This window comes from Actinomadura sp. NPDC049382 (assembly GCF_040677125.1).
In the GTDB taxonomy this organism is placed as follows: Bacteria; Actinomycetota; Actinomycetes; order Streptosporangiales; family Streptosporangiaceae; genus Spirillospora; species Spirillospora geliboluensis.
The window spans coordinates 59,859-77,444 of the sequence record NZ_JBFARO010000010.1; the positions used below are offsets into that span (position 1 = coordinate 59,859).

General features: G+C 70.6%; 22 protein-coding genes. 13 read left to right on the plus strand and 9 right to left on the minus strand.

Annotated elements, in window-relative coordinates:
- Positions 1–169: 169 nt before the first annotated feature.
- Positions 170–769, plus strand: a complete 600-nt coding sequence (locus tag AB0K34_RS09450; RefSeq protein WP_364546966.1) for an RNA polymerase sigma factor — start codon at positions 170–172, stop codon at positions 767–769.
- Positions 769–1,845: a CU044_5270 family protein gene (locus AB0K34_RS09455; protein ID WP_364546969.1), complete on the plus strand. Its 1,077-nt coding sequence runs from the start codon at positions 769–771 to the stop codon at positions 1,843–1,845. Before AB0K34_RS09450 ends, AB0K34_RS09455 begins: the two co-directional genes overlap by 1 nt.
- A gap of 33 nt (positions 1,846–1,878) precedes the next feature.
- Here AB0K34_RS09455 and AB0K34_RS09460 read toward each other — a convergent pair whose 3' ends face one another.
- Entirely contained in the window at positions 1,879–2,751 is an 873-nt protein-coding gene (locus AB0K34_RS09460) for a crotonase/enoyl-CoA hydratase family protein (protein ID WP_364547074.1), read from the minus strand.
- 66 nt (positions 2,752–2,817) lie between these two features.
- Entirely contained in the window at positions 2,818–3,153 is a 336-nt protein-coding gene (locus tag AB0K34_RS09465; RefSeq protein ID WP_364546971.1) for a hypothetical protein, read from the minus strand.
- A 58-nt stretch (positions 3,154–3,211) separates the two neighbouring features.
- On the opposite strand from AB0K34_RS09465, the gene AB0K34_RS09470 reads away from it, so the two are divergent.
- The 3 genes from AB0K34_RS09470 (at position 3,212) to AB0K34_RS09480 (ending at position 5,974) form a co-directional block, all read left to right on the plus strand.
- A complete protein-coding gene (locus tag AB0K34_RS09470) occupies positions 3,212–4,006 on the plus strand; it encodes a methyltransferase domain-containing protein (RefSeq protein WP_364546974.1) in 795 nt (264 codons plus the stop codon).
- Positions 4,007–4,039: 33 nt separating this feature from the next.
- Entirely contained in the window at positions 4,040–4,693 is a 654-nt protein-coding gene (locus AB0K34_RS09475) for a hypothetical protein (RefSeq protein WP_301175793.1), read from the plus strand.
- Positions 4,694–4,798: 105 nt separating this feature from the next.
- Positions 4,799–5,974, plus strand: a complete 1,176-nt coding sequence (locus AB0K34_RS09480; RefSeq protein WP_301175794.1) for an alpha/beta fold hydrolase — start codon at positions 4,799–4,801, stop codon at positions 5,972–5,974.
- On the opposite strand, the gene AB0K34_RS09485 is transcribed toward AB0K34_RS09480, so the two are convergent.
- A complete protein-coding gene (locus AB0K34_RS09485; RefSeq protein WP_364546978.1) occupies positions 5,971–6,924 on the minus strand; it encodes a zinc-binding dehydrogenase in 954 nt (317 codons plus the stop codon). The genes AB0K34_RS09480 and AB0K34_RS09485 overlap by 4 nt on opposite strands.
- A gap of 156 nt (positions 6,925–7,080) precedes the next feature.
- Here AB0K34_RS09485 and AB0K34_RS09490 point away from each other — a divergent pair, with 156 nt between their 5' ends.
- From AB0K34_RS09490 to AB0K34_RS09500, 3 genes are read left to right on the plus strand one after another with little or no spacing between them, the layout of a single operon-like run.
- Positions 7,081–7,674, plus strand: a complete 594-nt coding sequence (locus AB0K34_RS09490) for a hypothetical protein (RefSeq protein WP_364546981.1) — start codon at positions 7,081–7,083, stop codon at positions 7,672–7,674.
- 23 nt (positions 7,675–7,697) lie between these two features.
- Positions 7,698–8,459, plus strand: coding sequence for a hypothetical protein (locus tag AB0K34_RS09495; RefSeq protein ID WP_364546984.1), 762 nt, complete (start codon positions 7,698–7,700; stop codon positions 8,457–8,459).
- Positions 8,456–10,204: a serine/threonine-protein kinase gene (locus AB0K34_RS09500; protein WP_364547077.1), complete on the plus strand. Its 1,749-nt coding sequence runs from the start codon at positions 8,456–8,458 to the stop codon at positions 10,202–10,204. Before AB0K34_RS09495 ends, AB0K34_RS09500 begins: the two co-directional genes overlap by 4 nt.
- Before the next feature lie 126 nt (positions 10,205–10,330).
- Here the strand turns inward: AB0K34_RS09500 and AB0K34_RS09505 are convergent, their stop codons facing one another.
- Positions 10,331–11,227: a hypothetical protein gene (locus AB0K34_RS09505; RefSeq protein ID WP_364546987.1), complete on the minus strand. Its 897-nt coding sequence runs from the start codon at positions 11,225–11,227 to the stop codon at positions 10,331–10,333.
- On the minus strand, positions 11,224–11,604 hold the full coding sequence (locus AB0K34_RS09510; RefSeq protein ID WP_364546990.1) for an ATP-binding protein: 381 nt from the start codon (positions 11,602–11,604) through the stop codon (positions 11,224–11,226). Before AB0K34_RS09510 ends, AB0K34_RS09505 begins: the two co-directional genes overlap by 4 nt.
- Before the next feature lie 139 nt (positions 11,605–11,743).
- On the opposite strand from AB0K34_RS09510, the gene AB0K34_RS09515 reads away from it, so the two are divergent.
- The 3 genes from AB0K34_RS09515 (at position 11,744) to AB0K34_RS09525 (ending at position 13,155) form a co-directional block, all read left to right on the plus strand.
- A complete protein-coding gene (locus AB0K34_RS09515; RefSeq protein ID WP_364546993.1) occupies positions 11,744–12,532 on the plus strand; it encodes a helix-turn-helix transcriptional regulator in 789 nt (262 codons plus the stop codon).
- Entirely contained in the window at positions 12,529–12,705 is a 177-nt protein-coding gene (locus tag AB0K34_RS09520; RefSeq protein ID WP_364547080.1) for a DUF397 domain-containing protein, read from the plus strand. Before AB0K34_RS09515 ends, AB0K34_RS09520 begins: the two co-directional genes overlap by 4 nt.
- 267 nt (positions 12,706–12,972) lie before the next feature.
- Positions 12,973–13,155, plus strand: a complete 183-nt coding sequence (locus AB0K34_RS09525; protein ID WP_364546996.1) for a DUF397 domain-containing protein — start codon at positions 12,973–12,975, stop codon at positions 13,153–13,155.
- A 96-nt stretch (positions 13,156–13,251) separates the two neighbouring features.
- Here AB0K34_RS09525 and AB0K34_RS09530 read toward each other — a convergent pair whose 3' ends face one another.
- The 4 genes from AB0K34_RS09530 to AB0K34_RS09545 are packed head-to-tail and all read right to left on the minus strand — an operon-like array spanning position 13,252 to position 15,621.
- The gene (locus AB0K34_RS09530; RefSeq protein WP_364546999.1) at positions 13,252–13,809 is read right to left on the minus strand and encodes a dihydrofolate reductase family protein; all 558 of its coding nucleotides are present in this window, start codon (positions 13,807–13,809) and stop codon (positions 13,252–13,254) included.
- Positions 13,810–13,826: 17 nt separating this feature from the next.
- Entirely contained in the window at positions 13,827–14,642 is an 816-nt protein-coding gene (locus AB0K34_RS09535) for a metalloregulator ArsR/SmtB family transcription factor (RefSeq protein WP_364547002.1), read from the minus strand.
- Positions 14,643–14,698: 56 nt separating this feature from the next.
- A complete protein-coding gene (locus AB0K34_RS09540) occupies positions 14,699–15,133 on the minus strand; it encodes a hypothetical protein (RefSeq protein WP_364547004.1) in 435 nt (144 codons plus the stop codon).
- Positions 15,130–15,621 (minus strand): RNA polymerase sigma factor, encoded by a 492-nt coding sequence (locus AB0K34_RS09545; RefSeq protein WP_364547007.1) that lies wholly within the window; start codon positions 15,619–15,621, stop codon positions 15,130–15,132. The genes AB0K34_RS09540 and AB0K34_RS09545 overlap by 4 nt, the downstream gene beginning before the upstream one ends.
- An 80-nt stretch (positions 15,622–15,701) precedes the next feature.
- On the opposite strand from AB0K34_RS09545, the gene AB0K34_RS09550 reads away from it, so the two are divergent.
- Both AB0K34_RS09550 and AB0K34_RS09555 read left to right on the plus strand, forming a co-directional pair.
- Positions 15,702–16,838 (plus strand): FAD-dependent oxidoreductase, encoded by a 1,137-nt coding sequence (locus AB0K34_RS09550; RefSeq protein WP_364547009.1) that lies wholly within the window; start codon positions 15,702–15,704, stop codon positions 16,836–16,838.
- A 61-nt stretch (positions 16,839–16,899) separates the two neighbouring features.
- Complete coding sequence (locus AB0K34_RS09555) at positions 16,900–17,433, plus strand: AAA family ATPase (RefSeq protein ID WP_364547083.1); 534 nt, start codon at positions 16,900–16,902, stop codon at positions 17,431–17,433.
- Positions 17,434–17,586: the final 153 nt, after the last annotated feature.

The window sequence follows — 17,586 nt, forward strand, 5'->3', positions numbered from 1 at the left end:
CCGAACATGTCGCTTTCGGGCGGCTAATACCCTCCGTCACTCATACGACACACACCGCCAGCACCATAAGAACGTGAACTCTGTCCCGGGTTGCGGGTGATGACGGGTGATGACGGGTGACGACGCCGAGCGTGCGGCCTCCCGCACGGGCGATCGAGGACGGAGCCGTATGACCATCAGCTCACGGGACTCACCGGTGGCGCCCCCGGGCGACGACGCGGCCCTGATCGAGCGCTCCCTGCGCGAACCCGAGGTCTTCGCCGCGCTGTACGACCGGCACGCGCCGGCCGTCCACCGCTACGTCCGGCGGCGCCTCGGCGGCCAGGCCGCCGACGACGTGGTGGCCGAGACGTTCCTGGCGGCGTTCCGGCGGCGGGGCCGCTACGACCCGGACCGGCCGGACGCCCTGCCCTGGCTGTACGGGATCGCCGCCAACCTGATCGGCAAGCACCGCAGGTCCGAGACGCGGATGCTGCGCGCCCTGGCCCGCACCGGGGCCGACCCGGTCACCGACCCCATGGAGGGGGCGGACGCCCGGGTGAGCGCGTCCGCGTCGTCCCGGGCGCTGGCGGGCGCGCTGGCCGGGCTGTCCGCCCGGGACCGGGACGTGCTCCTGCTCGTCGCCTGGGCCGACCTCTCCTACCAGCAGGTCGCCGAGGCGCTGTCCATCCCGCTGGGGACGGTGCGCTCCCGGTTGAACCGCGCCCGGCGCAAGGTCCGCGAGGCGCTCGGCGGATCCGACCCGACGCTCGTCCACGAGGAGGCCTGATGAACGACATCGAGGAGCGGGTCCGCGCGTTCCGCGACGAGATCGCGGAGCCCGACGCGGAGCGGCTGGCGCCCGGCCGCGCCCGGCTGGTGGCGGCGGCGTCCGGGAGGCGGTCCGGGAGGCGGGCCGGGAGGCGGGCCGGGCCGCGCGTTCCGGCCTGGCGGCTCGCGGCGGCCGGGACCGCCGTCGCCGTGCTGGGCGTGCCGGCGGCGATCGCCGTCCTGGACGACGGACCGGCGCGAAACGGCGGCGGAAGGCCATCGGTCTCCGCGACCCCCGTGGGCGCCGCCGCGTTCCTGGAGGGCGCCGCGCGGGAGATCGAGCAGCGGTTCGACTACCGTCCGGGAAACCACCAGTGGGTCTACACGAAGGTCTTCCACGCCGGGGCCGATCCGAGGGTGCCCGAGTACGAGGTGCAGCGGGAGACCTGGGTTCGCTTCGACGGCCTGAAGAGCGCCGGCTACACCATGGGGGCGGACGGTAAGCGGAAGCTGGAGATCGAGGACGAGGGCTGGGTCAAGACCGAACCGGACGGGGAGGAGCGGACCCCCGCCCAGTGGTACGACTACCTCCGCACACTGTCGAAGACTCCGGAAGAGCAGCTGTCGGAGTTGCGGAAGCAGGCCGACGCGTACGCGGCCCAGAGGGGGATGGGCAAGGCGGGGTTCCGGCAGGGCCGCGACCAATGGGTCTTCGCGCGGCTCGGACATTACCTGAGTCTTGAGCAGTCCATGCCGGAGCCCGCGCGCGGCGCCATCTTCCGCACCAACGCGCTGATCCCCGGCGTCGAGATCCGGCAGGGCGTGCGGGACGCGCTCGGACGCCCCGGCGTGGGCCTCGCCAGGACCGGCGGGGACGGCGTCCGCACCGAGTTCGTCCTCGATCCCGGCTCCTACGCCTACCTGGGCATGCGCCTCGTGAACGTGAAGGCGCAGACGCTCCCGTACTCGCTGGGCAAGAGCACGCCGACGTCGAGGCCGCTTTTGAAGCCCAAGCACGTCCCGGCCGGAAAGGTTCTGGTGGACACGGCGCTGGAGGCGACGGGCATGGTCCAGCGCCCCGGGCAGCGGCCCTGACGGCCGCCCTCGCGGACGGCCGCCGGGCGGCGGTCAGCGGACGGGCCAGTCGGGCACTTCGGCCGGGAGGTCCTTGCTGACGCGCATCGGGAAGGCGGCGTCGCGCTTCTCCAGGAAGGACGAGACGCCCTCGACCGCGTCGGCGCCGCCGCCGAGCGCGGCCATCAGCCGGGAGTCGGCGGCGTGCGCGTCCCACGGGGACGGGGCGGACAGGCCCGACCACATCAGGCGGCGGATCGCGGCGACCGACACCGCCGAGGTGTTGTCGGCGATCTCGCGGGCGAGGGCGTAGGCGGCGGGGAGCAGCTCGTCCGGCGCGTAGACGCGGGAGACCAGGCGGCCCGCGAGGGCCTCCTGCGCGTCGAACACGCGGCCCGTCGCGGCCCACTCCATGGCCTGCGCGATCCCGACGAGGCGCGGCAGGAACCAACTGGACGCGGCCTCGGTGACGATGCCGCGCCGCGCGAACACGAAGCCGAACTTGGCCTTCTCGCTGGCGAGCCGGACGTCCATCGGGAGGGTCATGGTGACGCCGACGCCGACCGCGGCGCCGTTGAACGCGCCGATGACGGGCTTGAGGCAGCGGGCGATGCGCAGCGCCACCGTGCCGCCGCCGTCGCGCGGGGTGCCGTCCTCCAGGACGTCGTCCTCGCCGGCGAACATGTCCTTCGACTTCTCCTTGTCGAAGGTGTCGCCGCCGCCGCTCAGGTCGGCGCCCGCGCAGAACGCGCGGCCCGCGCCGGTCACCACGACGGCGCGCACGTCGTCGTCGGCGTCGATGCGGTCGAAGGCGTCGAGCATCTCGTTGCGCATGGTGAACGTGTAGGCGTTCATCTTCTGCGGGCGGTTCAGCGTGACGGTGGCGATCCCGTCGCGAACCTCGTACTCGATCTCCCGGTACGACACCTGCTCCTGGTACGGCACCTGCGAGCCCCTCTCACGCTGGACAGAACTCGATTCTAGAACGAGCCTTCAGCTTCGGGCCTCGGGGAACAGCCGGAGCAGCACGTCCCGGCGCCACTCGGCGGCGTCGCGCCCCGGCGGCGGGACGGCGACGAGCGCCCCGTCCCCGGCGGGCTCGAACCGGATCTCGACGCCGGGGGCGAGCTCGTCGGGCGGCTCGCCGGTCGCCGCGAGCCGCTGCGCCGCGAGACCGAGGACGCGCGCCCAGCCGTCCCCCAGATAGGGCGGCAGGCCCTCGGCGCGCAGCTCCGGCAGGCCCCGCGCGGCCAGGCCGGCGGTGCGCAGCGTCAGGCCGTCCGGACGCTCGGCTCCGGTGATCCGGACCTCGGACGTGACGTCCGCCATTCCCAACGCCGCCTCCTCGCAGGACTTTCTCCGATAAATTATGACAGTGAATTGGGCCGTGACGACGTACGACTCCGTCTTCGGGTACGTCTCCGCGCACGGCGCGCCCCTGGTCGATCTGCTCGATCCGCAGCCCGGCGAACGGATCATCGACCTCGGGTGCGGCACCGGGGCGTTCAGCGCGGAGATCGCCGAGCGGGGCGCCGAGGTGCTGGGCATCGACGGCAGCCCCGAGATGGTCGCGCAGGCGATCGCCATGCAACCCGGGCTGTCCTTCATCGTCGGCGACGCCCACGACTTCGCCGTCGGGGAGTCCTTCGACGCGGTCGCCTCCAACGCGGCGCTGCACTGGATGACCCGCGACCCCGACGCCGTGATCGCGCGGGTGCACGCGGCGCTGCGCCCCGGCGGCCGGTTCGTCGGCGAGATGGGCGGCGCCGGGAACTGCGCCGAGCTGATCGTCGCGATGCAGACGGCCTGGCGGGTGTTCGGCCTGGGCGAGCCGGAGCTGCCCTGGTACTTCCCCTCGCCGGCCGAGTACGCGGCGAAGCTGGAGGACGGCGGGTTCACGCTGCGGCTGCTGGAGCACGCCGAGCGCCCGACCCGGATGACCGAGGGCCCGAACGGCGCCGCCGACTGGGTCCGCGCCTACGCCGGGCGCGCGCTCGCGGACGTCCCGCCGGAGATGGTCGACCCGCTGCTCGACCGCGTCAACGACCTCGCCGCGCCCGCGCTGCGCCGCGAGTCCGGCTGGGTCGCCGACTACGTGCGGCTGCGGTTCGCCGCCGTCCGCCGCACGGACGGGGCCGCGCCGCTGCCGTTCGGCCCCCTGGCGTCCGACCGCCCGCTCTGAGCCTCGCGCAGAGGCCCGCCTAGGGTGGGGGTCATGCTGCGCTTGTACGACCACCGGACGGGACGCACGGAGCCGCTACCGGCCGGGCCGGGACTGCGCGTCCAGGCCCTGCCCGGTGCGGGGTACCGCACGCTGGTGGTCGCGGACCTGCTGCGCCGGGTGGCGCAGCGGGGCGGGCGCCGCGTCCGCCTGGTGAGCACCCTTGATGGCGGCGCCTCCGCTGACTACGGCGTCGCCCCGTTCGAGGTGCTCGACGCGCCCCTCCCCGACGCCGACGTGTACGTCTCCGCGGACACCGCTGTGGACGCCCTGTGCCTAACGGTGCCCACCGAGACGGGCCCGCGACCCACGGACGCGGTGGCGGCCCGCCTGGCGATGCTGGAAGTCCCCTACCGGGAGCCTGCCGACCTCACCGACGCACGTCTCTCCGCTGCGGCCGAACGACTGAACGGCTGGCGCGGCAAGGTCGCCGAATGGGCGACGGCTCCGGGCCGTCCCATGAACCGGGAGTACGCAACCCGGGCGGAGGCCGCGCTCGCCGACGACCTGGACACCCCGGGCGCGTTCGCCGTCCTCGACCGGCTCGCCGCCGACCCCGACGTGCCGCCGGGCGCGAAGCTGGAGACGTTCATCCACCTGGACCTGGTGCTCGCGCTGGGCCTGGTGTCCGCCATCGGCACCGCCTGAGGGGTACACCGGGGGTTCCCTTGATGGCACCTGACCGGCAGATGATCCGCACCACGGGGTGACCCGGGCTTTCGCGGCGCCCGGGAGAAGCTAACTTCGTATGTCGTGTCGACCGAAGCCCCAGAATCCCCGGCACCGGCGCCGCCCGAACCGCCGGTCCGCCCGCGGCGCCGCCGCCTCGTCCGCCCGCTGATGGCGACGTTCGTCGCGCTCGCCGTGCTGCTGTCCGCGGCGGTCGGCGGGGTGGGCTGGTACTTCGCGGGCGTCGCGATCGAGGTCGACCACACCGCCGAGTACCCGCTCACCATCGTGGACGCGGCGGACGGCACCGTCACCCTCCCCCGCGTCCCGGTGACCGAGCGCCCCGGGACGTGGTCGCTCGTCTGGAAGGACGGCCGCGCCGTGCTCGGGCCGGTCGTCGGGGGCGATGACGGGCATGTCGTCCGGAAGGTCTCGTCCGTCCTGTCGGGCTCCCTGGTGAAGGGCGTGCCCGCCGCCATCGACCACTGGATGTACGACGGCGACCCCAAGACGGCCGTGGGGCTGCCCTTCGAGGACGTCACGTATCCGTCCAAGGCGGGGCCCATGCCGGCGTGGCTGGTGCCTGGAGCGTCCTCTAAGGGGACATGGGTCATCGCCGTCCACGGACGGAACGCCGACAAGGCGGAGACCTTCCGCGTCATGAAGTCGGTGCACGAGATGGGCATGCCGCTGATGGCCATCGCGTACCGCAACGACGTGGGCGCGCCTTCATCCGGCGACCGCAAGAACCATCTCGGCGACACCGAGTGGCAGGACGTCATCTCCGCGATGGGCTATGCGCGCGCACACGGCGCGACCGGCGTCGTCCTGTACGGATGGTCGATGGGCGGCGCGATGGTGATGACGGCCCTGCGCAAGGACCCGTCGTTCGTGCGGGGCGTCGTCCTGGACTCTCCCGTGCTCGACTGGAGCGCCACCCTGGACAAGCAGGGCGCCGCCCGCAACCTGCCGGGCTTCATGACGGACGTGGCCAAGCAAGTCCTGGAATGGCGCATCGGCATCGACCTGGCCGACTACGACCAGCGCCGCTTCGCACCCCGCCTGCGCACCCCCGTACTCCTCTTCACCACCAGGGACGACGCCACAGTCGATAACGGCCCCGCCTACACCTTCGCCCGCACGGCACCGCCCGGAATTGTGACGCACATCCCCACACCGGGCGACCACACCGAATCGTGGAACGTCGACCCGTCGGCCTATGAAGCCAACCTCCAGACGTTCTTGAAGAAGGTCGCCTAGCCCGGCCGGACCTCCAGCAGCGTCTTACCGACGGTCGACCGCGACTCGATCGCCCGGTGCGCGTCGGCCGCCCCCTCAAGCGGGAACCGCCGACCGATGACCGGACGAAGCCGCCCCTGGGCCGCCTCCTCAAGCGCGCTCACGGTGAACTCCCGGAGCTGCTCAGGCGTGGCCTGCGGCCGGACGAGCGTCACCCCCCGTCCCGCGGCGTCCTCCTCCGGGATGCTCGCCCACTCACCGGACGCCAGCCCGAAACTGACCATGCGGCCACCGCTCCGCAGCAGCGTGAACGCCTCCCGCGCCACATCACCGCCGACACCGTCGAACACGACGTCCACCGGACCGACCTTCCCGGCCCAGCCGGGCTCGCGGTAGTCGACCGCCTCGTCCGCGCCGAGACCCATCGCGACCTCGGCCTTGCTCGCACCCCCGGCCGCCGCGACGACCGCCGCACCCCGCGCCTTCGCCAACTGGACGAGCAGCGTCCCGACCCCACCGGCCGCCGCCTCCACCAGCACCCGCTCCCCCGCACGCACACCGGCCGCGCCGACCATCATCGTCGCCGTCCGGCCGTCGGCGAGCAGCGCCACGGCGTCATCGAGCGCGAGACCGTCCGGCACCTCGAACAGGCCCTCGGCGTCGACGGCCACCTTCTCCGCGTAGGCGCCACTGCCCCCGGTACTGCTCACGACGCGCCGCCCGACGAGCCCCGCGTCCACACCCTCGCCGACCGCCGCGACCACACCCCCGACCCCGTTCCCGGGGATCACGGGCGGCTCCAGCTTCACCGGCGCCGGCCCCGTCCCGGACCGCATCTGCGTCTCCACGAACGTGATGTTGACGAACTCGACGTCGATGAGCGCCTGCCCCTCGTCGGGCGCCGGATCGGGCGCCTCCCCGGGGACGAGCACCTCAGGTCCGCCGAACTCCTTCAACCACACCGCACGCATCAGAACCCCTCCTGTCAGTGGTGGCACCGCCAGCGTGCTACCTCAACCAAGGTCGAGGTCAAACTGTTTCGCAACGAATCCCTTTTCCCGCCCCACGCTCCTCTGTAAGCTTTCCGCGTATTCCGCCCCGTTGTCGGCTGCCGCTCAAGGAAGACGATGCGCGCCCGGTTGGTACGTTCCTCCCCGCTCCGGTCAAGCCGCGCCGCCTCCCTGCTCGCCGTCGCGTCCCTCCTCGCCGTCGCCGGGTGCGGATCGTCCGGCCCGTCCTCCAACGGCCGGCTCGACCCGAACGGCTCCCTGGACAACGGCGCCGCCACCCCCTCGCAGGTCGCCGACGCCCCCTCGGCCGTCCCGACGGAGGAGCTGTTCAAGACCGTCCTCAAGCGCTACCGCGCCTACCAGGACGCCTACAAGAAGGCGTACGACACCAACGACCCGTCCGGCCTGGCCGACGTCGCCATGGACCCCCTCCTGACCGAGGTCACGAAGGAAGTGGAGACGGTCAAGGCCAAGGGCGAGATCTGGCGCTTCAGCAGCACCTTCAATCCGCGCGTCTACGCCAGGTCCAAGGACAGCACGAAGGTCTACGTCATCGACTGCATCCGCACCCTTCTCAGCTACCGGTACTCGGCCAGGACCGGTAAGCGCATCGACGGAGGGCCGGGCGACGCCCGGGTCTTCCGGACGACCCTCCAGTACGACTCCGGCGTCTGGAAGGCCGCCGCCTTCGTCCGGGACGACAAATGCTGACCGCCGGCAGGCAAGGACACACGATGCCTCGCACCCTCCGAGCCCACCGCGCCGTGAGCTCCGCCGCCATCCTCGTGGTCGCCCTCGCAACACCCCTGCTGAGCGCCACCGCCGCTCAGGCCGACGACTGCAAGAAGGGGAATCCGTTCGGCTGCCACTGGAGCGACGGAGGGACCGGGTCCGGCGGCTCCGGCGGGCAGGGCTCCCCCTCCGGGGGCGGAGCCTCCGGTCCCGTGGAACCGCCCGACCCCGAAGGTCTGACGGACGGCGAGGCCCCGGGATTCATTCCGGTCGAAGGGGGCGGGCCAACAGCGCCGGCGGCGCCCACCACCCTCGACTGGGTGAGAGCGGCGCAGAGCGCGGCGGAGCTGCCGACGCCCACGGTCCACACCGCGCCGTCCGACAAGACCTATGTCCGCGTCCGGACCGCCCTGTGGGTGGAGGGCTTCGACGTGGTGAAGACCCAGCCGATCGGCGGCGGCGGGCAGATGATCCAGGCCACGGCCACACCCGTTTCCGTCACCTGGAACCTCGGTGAGACGCAGAAGACCTGCAAGGACGCCGGCCGCAAGGACGGAAGTACCTGCAGCTACACCTACCGGCGGTCGTCCGCCGGGGAACCCGGCGGCACCTACAAGATCACCGCGACCGTCACCTGGGAACTCACCTGGACCTGTGCGGGGCCCGCGTGCGATCCGCAAGGGGGCACCCTGGGCAACGAGTCCATGCCCTCGCCCGCTACACCGCTGGTGGTCAGCGAGATCCAGACGAACACGGGCCAGTGACAGAGCAACGACGTCGACTGCCGGGGTTCGTCGAGATCGCGCAGCTGGGAACAGGCGCGCAGGGTGAGGTCGTCCTCGCCCGGCACGAGTCCGGCGGGCCGCCGGTCGCGATCAAGTACCTTGCCGCCGACCTGCTCGGCGACACGGCCGCCAGGAGCGTCTTCCGCGACGAGGCGCAGATGCTCAAGCGGGTGAACGACCCGCATGTGGCGCGATTACTCGACTACCTGGAATCCCCTTGGGGAGCGGCGCTCATTCTGGAGGCGGTGCCGGGCCGTCCGCTCCGGAAGGTATTGGACGAGCACAATGGGCCACTGGCGCCCGAAGCCGCATTAGCGACGTTGAAGGGCTCGCTGCTCGGCTTGGGGGCCGCGCACGGGGCCGGGGTCGTCCACCGCGACTACAAGCCCGGGAACGTCCTCGTCCAGGACGACGGTCAGAGTAAACTCATCGACTTCGGGATCGCCGTCCTCACCGGGCAGGGCGGCCGGTCGGGGACACCCGCCTACATGGCTCCCGAACAATGGGCGGGCGACCCCGCGACTCCCGCGACCGACATGTACGCGGCGACGTGCGTCTTCGTTGAGTGCGTCACCGGCACGAAGTCCTTCAGCGGCGCCACCCTCGCCGAACTGAGGGCCGCGCACGACGAAGGCTTCACATCGTTCGAGAGTGTGCCCGAGCCTCTGCACCCACTCGTGCAGCGAGGCTTGGCGAGAAGCCCCGGCGACCGAGTCTGGAACGCCTACGAATTCGTGAGCGAGCTGGAAACCGTCGCCGTCCGGACCTACGGGCCCGACTGGGAACGCCGCGGAATCCTCGCGCTGGGCGCGATCGCCGCGACGGTGGTGACGGCCGTCCCGCTGGCGATGCTCGGCGGTGCTCTCCTGGCCCCCGGCGCTACCGCGACCGGCGCGGCGGCGTCCACGGCGGCAGGACATCTGTCGGCGGGTCTCGCGCAAGGCGCCACGTCGATGGACGTGATGGCGAAGACGGGCACCTCCGTCTCGAAGGGCGTCCTGAGCAAGGTCGGCGGAGCGAAGGGCATCGCGGGCATCGGTGTCGGCGGGGTGGGCGCGGTGATCGCCGCCTACGTCCTCTGGCCTTCCGGCCCCGGCGTGGGCGGTGAGAGCCACGGCGGGATCCACGCCCACTGGACCCGGCCGGGGATTCTCGTGGGACAGCCGAACATGCCCGCGTCCGATACGCCCACCATGGACGTGACCATGACGGTCACCCCGGCAAGAGTGAAGCGCGGCTCGTCACTGCGGCTCGTCCAACTGTTCCGGGCCCGCTCACCACTGGGCGGAAAATACCTGCCCGGCGGACGTCGCCAGTGTTTCGGCGAACACCCGAACCGCGACGACGTCGCCGGCAACTACAAGTTCGGCTGGCTCGACAGCGACTCGCCCAACCAGTCCTCGTACGACCTGGCCTTCTACCGCGTACCTCCGGCGAAGCCGAAGCAGTTGCCCACCGGAACCGGCGCCGTATTCGTCCGGGCGACTCACAAGCTGACCGGCAAAACAGAGCCTTACGTCAAGGCCGACTGCGCCTACCACAGCAAGTGGACCCAAACGTACACGCTTCGAATTCCGGGTCCCAGGACTCTCGCCCCCGGCACCTACCTCGTGACATCGATCTCCCCCATGCGGATCACAGGCGAACGCGACGGGGTGTCACAGGAGGCGATGGGGACGGTCAACCAGGGTTCGGCCCCGCTGATCGAGGTTTTGGAAGACTGAGCCGTCCGTGCACGGCCGCCCATACGACCGCCCGGACTTCTGGGAGGTCACCGGCGGCCTGATCACATCCGTCATCGCCGCCGCGGTCGGCGCCGGACGCTGACCCTTTCCAGGTAGGGCCCGCTTTCACGAGCGGTGCCCTTTCGAGGTCCCAGCCAAACTGTCCATTGGCGGGACCGATGCCTGTGCGGGGCGCGCGGATGTGCGGCGGCGGTAGTAGGACAGTGTCGCTACTCCGAGGAGCGGCCCCCAGGCCAGCAAGGGCGCGTACGAGGCGACGCCGAGCGGGCCGATGTCTTCGGAGCTCGCCGGACGATCCGGGCCCTCCTTGCCGATGAGCACCGGTGCCGAATCCACGAACCCGAACACCGCGTTCAGCCCGCCGTAGGCGGACAGCAGGGTGATCAGCACCGCGGCCGTGGCGAACGGGACCACCACCATGCGCGTTGGGATCGTCCGTCCGGCTGCGAATGGGACCCAGCGGGGGACGGTCTCGCCCCAGGGCCGCACCAGCCCGAGCGCAAGCAGAGCGAAAGCGAAGGACACGGCACTGAGCGCCGGGATGTAAATCGCCTCACCGAGAGTCGCGTCGTCCGGCGTCAGCGTAAGCCGGAAGACCGAGGACGGCAGCACGCACAGGGGGACGGCGTAGGCGATCCAGCGGGCCCGGCGCGGAATCACAGGGTCAGTGTGCACATCGGCTGCTTCGTGACGTCGCATGCCTCTACGCTCGCCGCAACGCCCGCCGCCCAACTCCCCCGCACGACCGGAGCCGATCCCCCGCGCGAGGGAATCCTGAGAGAGGCCGCGCCTCACCAAAGCGCCGGTGCGCCCAATTCTCACCCTGCGCGCTGAGAGGTCGTCGGAGAACGGCGGTTCGCCGCGCATCGCCGCCTCCAGCAGGTCCGGCGACGACGCCGAGATGCGCCGCATTCCCGAGGCCCGCCACATGCCGCGCTCCACCGACACGGCCCAGCCGGGAAAGCGCGTCCGCAGCCGAGCCAGCGCGTCGGCCTCGTTCACGCCGTCCCGTCGGGCAGAAGCGCCCACACTGCCTTCCCGCCGCCTCCGAGCGGCTGCGCGCCCCACTCCTTGACGAGTGCGCCGAGCATGGCCAGTCCGCGTCCGTCCTCGCTCAGCAGATCCGCCGAGCCCGCGGCCGGCAGGACGTCGGAGGAGTCGCACACCTCCACGACGATGCCCCTGTCCGCCTGGATGAGCCGCACTGTCGCCGAGGCACAACCGGTGTGCTGCAGGACGTTGGTGAGGAGCTCCGACACCACGACCTGCGCCACGTAGGCGTCCAGCCCCCACCTTTCCAGGACGTCCCCCGTCCAGTCCCGAGCCGTTTTGACCGACTCCGCCCGAACCGGGACGACGATCTCCGCGCGCCCCTGCATAAACGATCACCTCCGGATTTCCATGACTCTGCGAACAGAGTCCACTCCGGGGCGTAACTTGACTATGCAAGCTCGGAGACGCACACCAAGGACTTACAACCACTCAAGGACACTTCAAAAGTGCTGGAGGCCCCCCGCCATGGCCAAGCGCAAGCCATCCCCCGCCCTTAAGGCCTTCGGCGTGGAAGTCCGACGCCTGCGTGAAGACGCGAGCATCACCCGCACGGAACTCGCCAAGCGAGTGGCAGTGACCCCCTCGTACATCTCACAGGTGGAGAGCGGCAATACGCGCTGCCGCAAGGAGTTCGCCCAGCGCATGGACCAGGCCCTGGACACGGGCGAGCAGCTCACCGCGGCCTGGACCAAGCACCTCCGCTCGGCGACCTACCCGAAGTTCTTCGCCGACTACTCGGAGGCTGAAGCTTCAGCCGAGCTCCTACGCGCCTACGAGGCGACCTTCGTCTACGGCTTGTTCCAGCTCGAGTCATACGCTCGGGCCTTGCTGCTAACCGATGCCTCGGTCGCGGCTCGGATGAGGCGGCAAGAAGCCGTCTTTCAGGTGAGAACCCCTCCCACTATCGGTGTGGTACTCAGCGAGAGCGTTCTGCGCCGCCGCGTCGGAGACTCGACGGTGATGCGGCAGCAACTCGAATACCTGCTCGAGGTTTCCCATCGCGAGAACATCAGTCTGCAGGTGGCGCCCACGGCCTACTATCGCGGGGTAAGCGGGTCGTTCAACATCGCGACGCAGGCGACCGGCGAGGAGTTGCTCTACATGGAGACGGCAACGGGCGGCGTCACGTCAGTCGAGCCGAAGGAGATCCTCTTCGTCGTAGGCTCGTTCACTATGTTGCAGGCTAAGGCGCTGTGCGTCGACGACTCACGGACGTACATCAAGAAGGTGATGGACGAGTGGACTCGAGCGTGACCCCGAGCTGGCACAAGTCTCGCCACAGTGACGACAAAGGTGGCGCCTGCGTCGAGTTGGCGGAACTTGGCGGCAGGGCGGCAATCCGGGATTCCCGAGACCCGGACGGACCAAAAATACTTCTCACCTCGGCCGCATTCCGCGCACTCCTGAGCGACCTCAAGCAGCGGTAGCTCCTCAACAGGTCAGGTGGCCAGCCCCGGTCGCACGACCGGGGCCATGGCACATCTGGACGGCTCCCGCGCCGCGCACCAACGCTAGAGCCAGGGCCGACTCCCAAACTCCTCCTCCGTCCAACCGCATTCCGCGCACTCCTGAGCGACCTCAAGCAGCGATAACCCCGACGAGCCACATCGCGCAGGTTGCTCGGTTAGGACCATCCCGCGTCAAGACGCGATGCACGCTTAGCTTCATGCACTCCCGCAGGAGGAGTGGTCGCTGTGAAGCAAGTGAAGTGGCGTAAAGTGCAGCAAAGCAACGATCACGGCGGCTCGGGCGTCGAGTTGGTCGTCCTAACCGAGGCTGTGGCCGTCTGGGACTCCAAGGATCTGGACGGGCCCAGGCTGCTCCTCGATCCGGTTGCGTTTCGGGTGCTTTTGGGTGAGTTGAAGCGGTGGTTGTAGCGGGTCGTCGGTTGGGCTTCGCGGGCTTCGTTGGTGCGGGTTCTGTGGTGCTGCGGTCGGTGCTGGTGCCCTGGGTGGGCACCAGCACCGGGGGGGTTACTTGGTGGGGCGGTAGCAGAGGCGGACTACGCCTGAGGGGAAGGTCGTGGTGTTGACGAGTTGCAGGCGGACGGGGCCGATCTCGTCGAAGATGCGGGGGCCCGTCGCCCACAGGTAGGGGCTGACGTTGAACCAGAACTCGTCGACGAGGTCGGTGGCGATGAGGGCGCGGGTGAGTTCGCCGGCGCTGGGGGCGATCAGGTTGCCGGCGTGCTCTTCCTTGAGGCGGTTCATGCTTTCGGCTAGGTCGCCTTCGAGCAGGGTGGCGTTCCAGTCCAGGGGTCCGGTCAGCGACCTGGACGCGACGTACTTGGGCATGCCGTTCATGCGGGCCGCGTACGCCTCGAAGCCGGGCACCTCGGCGAGCTGGGGCCAGACGACGGACAGTCCCTCGTAGGTCTTGCGGCCGAGCACCATGGCGTCGGCCGCCTCCCACATCTCGCGGCCGGACTGCATGCTGTCGGGGTCGGTGACGAGCCATCCCTGCGGCTCGGCCGCGGGGGCCTCGAAGGCGCCGTTGACGGTCATGGCAACGTTGATGATCAGTCGTCCCATGGGAAGCTCCTTGTGTTCTAGGCGGCCAGGAGGGCCGCGAGCTTGTCGAGGCTCTGGCCGAAGCCGATCTCGATGCCGGCGATGGAGTCGGCGGACTGGACGGTGCTGTCGGTGAGCCGCCAGTGGGCGTCCAGGTGCGTGCCGGTGTCGGTGGGCCGCAGTTCGAAGGCGATGTGGGCGGTGAAGGCGAGGCCGCCGTCGGGAAGCAGCGGGGACAGCCGGTAGGAGAGGCGTTCGCCGGGGAGGACGTCCTCGACGGCTCCTTCCGCACGGCCGACGACGTCGTCCGAGTCGGTGGTGTCCTCGGCGTCGCGGTAGGCGAGGACGATCCGGCCTCCGGGGATCGTCTGGAAGACGAGTTCGGAGATGCGCAAGCCTTCGGGCGCCCACCAGCGGCTCAGCAGGGTCTCCTCGGTCAGGTGCCGCCAGACCAGTTCGCTGCGGGCCGGCAGGGAGCGGGCGAACCGGAACGAGCGGCCGTCGGCCCACCTCTCGGTCTCGGCGGCGCGTCGCTCGGCGTCGAGGTTCGCGCCGTAGCGGTCGAAGGTCTCGTAGGGGCCGCCGGTCCGGTCCGCGGTGTCGGCGAGCCGGTTCAGCGCCGCCGCCAGGTCTCGCAGCGGGCCGGGCCGGAGCGCGTAGATGCGGCGCTGGCCGGAGCGCTGGGAGGTGACGAGGCCGGCGCGTTCGAGGGTCTGCAGGTGCTTGGTCGTCTGCGGCTGGCGCGCCTCGGCGAGTTGCGCCAGGACGCCGACCGAGCGGGGGCGCTCGGCCAACAGGCTCACGAGCCGCCAGCGGGCCGGGTCGGCCAGTGCGGTGAGGAGTGCTGCGTCCATGCCCCAAAGTATTCCTCGCAGAGAATATTCTTGTCAAGGAATACTTGTGGGACGTCTCAGGTGGCGCGGGCGAGTCTTTCGATGGTTCGGAGCTCCTTGTCGATCTTCGCGAGGGCGGGGTCGTGCGGTTGGGGCGCGGTGCGTCGGTGTTCCAGGTGGGCCAGCAGGGTCTCGTCGCCTTCTGGGCGGGCGGCGAAGGCGACTACGACCGTGGGTGACTGCATCAGGCACCAGCCCGGACGGAGTCTGGCTTCCATCGAGTCCTCGTGGCCGGTGGTGTGGTGCACCTGTAGGCGGAGGAATTCGCCGTGCCGTTCGGTGATGTGGACGTGGGCTAGGCCCGGTTCGTAGCGGGGAAGGTTTTCCTCCAGGGCTTCGATGACCTGCCATACGTCGTCGAAAGGGACGGCGAGGCGGCGTTGGCCGATGGCGGCGCCTGGTAGCGCGGCCGCGAGGATGGTGAGGCGGTCGATCGGGTCGATGGCGGTCACGATTCCCATACCTCCCGGAACGCGGCCCTGGCCCGATGCAGCCGGGACTTCACGGTGCCCTTCGCGATGCCCAGAGTGGCGGCGATCTCGTCCTCGCTGAGGCCCTCGCGCGTGCGCAGGACCAGTACGGCGCGCTGGGAGACGGGAAGGCGCGCCAGGGCGTCGTCGATGTCCACCAGTCCTTCGAGGGAGGACGCGCCGCGGTCGATGACCGTCTCCTCCGCGGCGATCTCCGTGTCGTGGCGGCGGGCCAGGCGGATGGCCGTGCGGACGGCGATCGACCGCGTCCAAGTCATGATCGCTTCGGGGGCGTCCAGGGAAGGGAGCCCCCGGAAGACGGCGAGGAGGGCCTCCTGCATCGCGTCGTCGGCCGCCGCCGGGGCGATCCGCGCGCACAGGCGGCGGACGTACGGGGCCAGCTCGTCGAGCAGCCGGTCCAGCGCGAGCGCGTCCCCTCGCTGAGCGGCCGCGACGATCTCCGGATCCACGTTGGGAAGGTACTTCGGAACCTTCCCAAGGTTCCCCGCCACCTTCGAGAGGAGGAAACACCGCAGAGAAGGGCTCCCTCGTGGCACCAGAACTGACGATCATCGGGGCGGGGCTGACAGGGCTGACCGCGGCGATCGAGGCGGCCGAGCTCGGCCGGCGGGTGACCGTCGCCGAGGCACATTCCGAGCCGGGCGGACGGGCGCGCACGCTGGACGGCCCCTACCGGGCCAACGCCGGTCCCCACGCGCTCTACGTGGACGGGCCATGGTGGACGTGGCTGGAGCACCGCGGCCTCACGCCGCCCGTCGTGGCGGCTCCGCGCGGTGCCGGTCTCGTCCGGGTGGGCGGCCGGCTCGGGCCCTGGCCGTCCGAACTCAGCGAGGCCATCGGCGGGCTGCCCGAGGAGGCACCGGTGGACGAGTCGTTCCGGGGGTGGCTGCTCCGCCATGTCGATGCGAGGACGGCCGAGGCGATCATCGGGGTCGCCTTCATCTTCACCTTCGATCATGATCCGGGACGGCTCTCGGCCGCCTTCGTCCGGCAGGGGCTTCGCCGGGCGCTCGCCGGTGGCGCGCGGTATGTGGTCGGCGGGTGGTCCGTCCTGGTTTCGTTGCTCGCCGAGCGGGCCGCCGGTCTCGGCGTGGAGATATGTACTCGGACGAGGGTGTCCGCGCTGCCCGCAGGCCCGACGATCCTGGCGACCAGCCTCGCCTCGGCGCGGCAGATCACCGGCGACGGATCGCTCGCCTGGCCCGGCGCCCGCGTGGCAACGTTCGACCTGGGCATGCGGGTTGGCGGTGGCCCCGACTGGTTCCGGATCATGGACCTGGACGAGCGGATCTACGTCGCCCGCTACAGCATGGCCGACCCGACGTTGGCGCCTCCTGGCCACGAGCTCGTCCAGATCTCGGCTGCGTGCACCCCCGACGAGCGCAAGACCGATGTCGAGCGGCGAGTGCAGCGTCTCCTCGACCAGGCTTGGCCAGGCTGGCGCGCTGCGGTGTCGTGGCGGCGCGGCGCGCTGCGCACGCAGTGCAGTGGAGCCCTGGATCTGCCGGGGACGACCTGGCGCGACCGTCCGGCCGTCGAGCGCGGCGGCGGGCTCGCCGTGGCCACCGATCAGTCCGCCGCGCCGGGGCTGCTGGGTGAGGTCGGGATCGCCGCCGCGCGGCTCGCCGTCCAGAAAGATCTGCGGGTGGGCAGCCATCACCGATGATCTTGGCGTCGTAGGGTGCGGTCGGCGGGTGTTCTGGCTGCGTGGAGAGGGGCTTGCGGCGGTGGAGGGGTTCGTTGTGGTCACCGGAGGGCCCGGGTCCGGGAAGAGCACCTTGATCGACCGCTTGGAGGAGACGGGTTTCGCTCGGTCCCAGGAGGCCGGGCGGGGTGTCATCCAGGATCAGGTGGCCATCGGGGGCCGTGCGCTGCCCTGGCAGGACGTCGAATTGTTCGCCGAGATGATGCTCTGCTGGGAGATGCGCTCCTACCGCAGCATGGAGGCGCAGGCGGGCCCGGTCTTCTTCGATCGCGGAATCCCCGACATCGTCGGCTATCTCCGCCTTGAGGGACGGCCCGTCCCGCCGCATGTCCACACCGCGGCGCGCACCTTCCGCTATCGGCGGCGCGTGTTCATCGCCCCGCCCTGGCCCGAGATCTATGAGCAGGACACCGAGCGCAAGCAGTCCTTGGCCGAGGCGGAACGAACCTACGAGTCGATGGTGACGACCTACGCCGAATACGGCTATGAGCTGGTGGAACTGCCCCGGGCGCCCGTCGAGGAGCGCGTCCGGTTCGTCACCGACCAACTGCACTGAGCGCGCGCTGAGCGCGCGAAAAAGGAGTAGGTCACGCACGGGACGGTTGATAGGTTGCCGTCGGCCGTGTTCTGACGCTTGGAGGTGAGACCCATGAACGCTGTATCGATGTGGGTGCTCCCCTCGTCGTCACGGTCGGGCGATTGACGTAGG

Bases quoted from the DNA above. Each gene is read 5' to 3' on its own strand.
- AB0K34_RS09450 (WP_364546966.1), top strand. From the start codon at position 170: ATGACCATCAGCTCACGGGACTCACCGGTGGCGCCCCCGGGCGACGAC.
- AB0K34_RS09455 (WP_364546969.1), top strand. From the start codon at position 769: ATGAACGACATCGAGGAGCGGGTCCGCGCGTTCCGCGACGAGATCGCG.
- AB0K34_RS09465 (WP_364546971.1), bottom strand. From the start codon at position 3,153: ATGGCGGACGTCACGTCCGAGGTCCGGATCACCGGAGCCGAGCGTCCG.
- AB0K34_RS09475 (WP_301175793.1), top strand. From the start codon at position 4,040: ATGCTGCGCTTGTACGACCACCGGACGGGACGCACGGAGCCGCTACCG.
- AB0K34_RS09485 (WP_364546978.1), bottom strand. From the start codon at position 6,924: ATGCGTGCGGTGTGGTTGAAGGAGTTCGGCGGACCTGAGGTGCTCGTC.
- AB0K34_RS09490 (WP_364546981.1), top strand. From the start codon at position 7,081: ATGCGCGCCCGGTTGGTACGTTCCTCCCCGCTCCGGTCAAGCCGCGCC.
- AB0K34_RS09495 (WP_364546984.1), top strand. From the start codon at position 7,698: ATGCCTCGCACCCTCCGAGCCCACCGCGCCGTGAGCTCCGCCGCCATC.
- AB0K34_RS09510 (WP_364546990.1), bottom strand. From the start codon at position 11,604: ATGCAGGGGCGCGCGGAGATCGTCGTCCCGGTTCGGGCGGAGTCGGTC.
- AB0K34_RS09515 (WP_364546993.1), top strand. From the start codon at position 11,744: ATGGCCAAGCGCAAGCCATCCCCCGCCCTTAAGGCCTTCGGCGTGGAA.
- AB0K34_RS09530 (WP_364546999.1), bottom strand. From the start codon at position 13,809: ATGGGACGACTGATCATCAACGTTGCCATGACCGTCAACGGCGCCTTC.
- AB0K34_RS09535 (WP_364547002.1), bottom strand. From the start codon at position 14,642: ATGGACGCAGCACTCCTCACCGCACTGGCCGACCCGGCCCGCTGGCGG.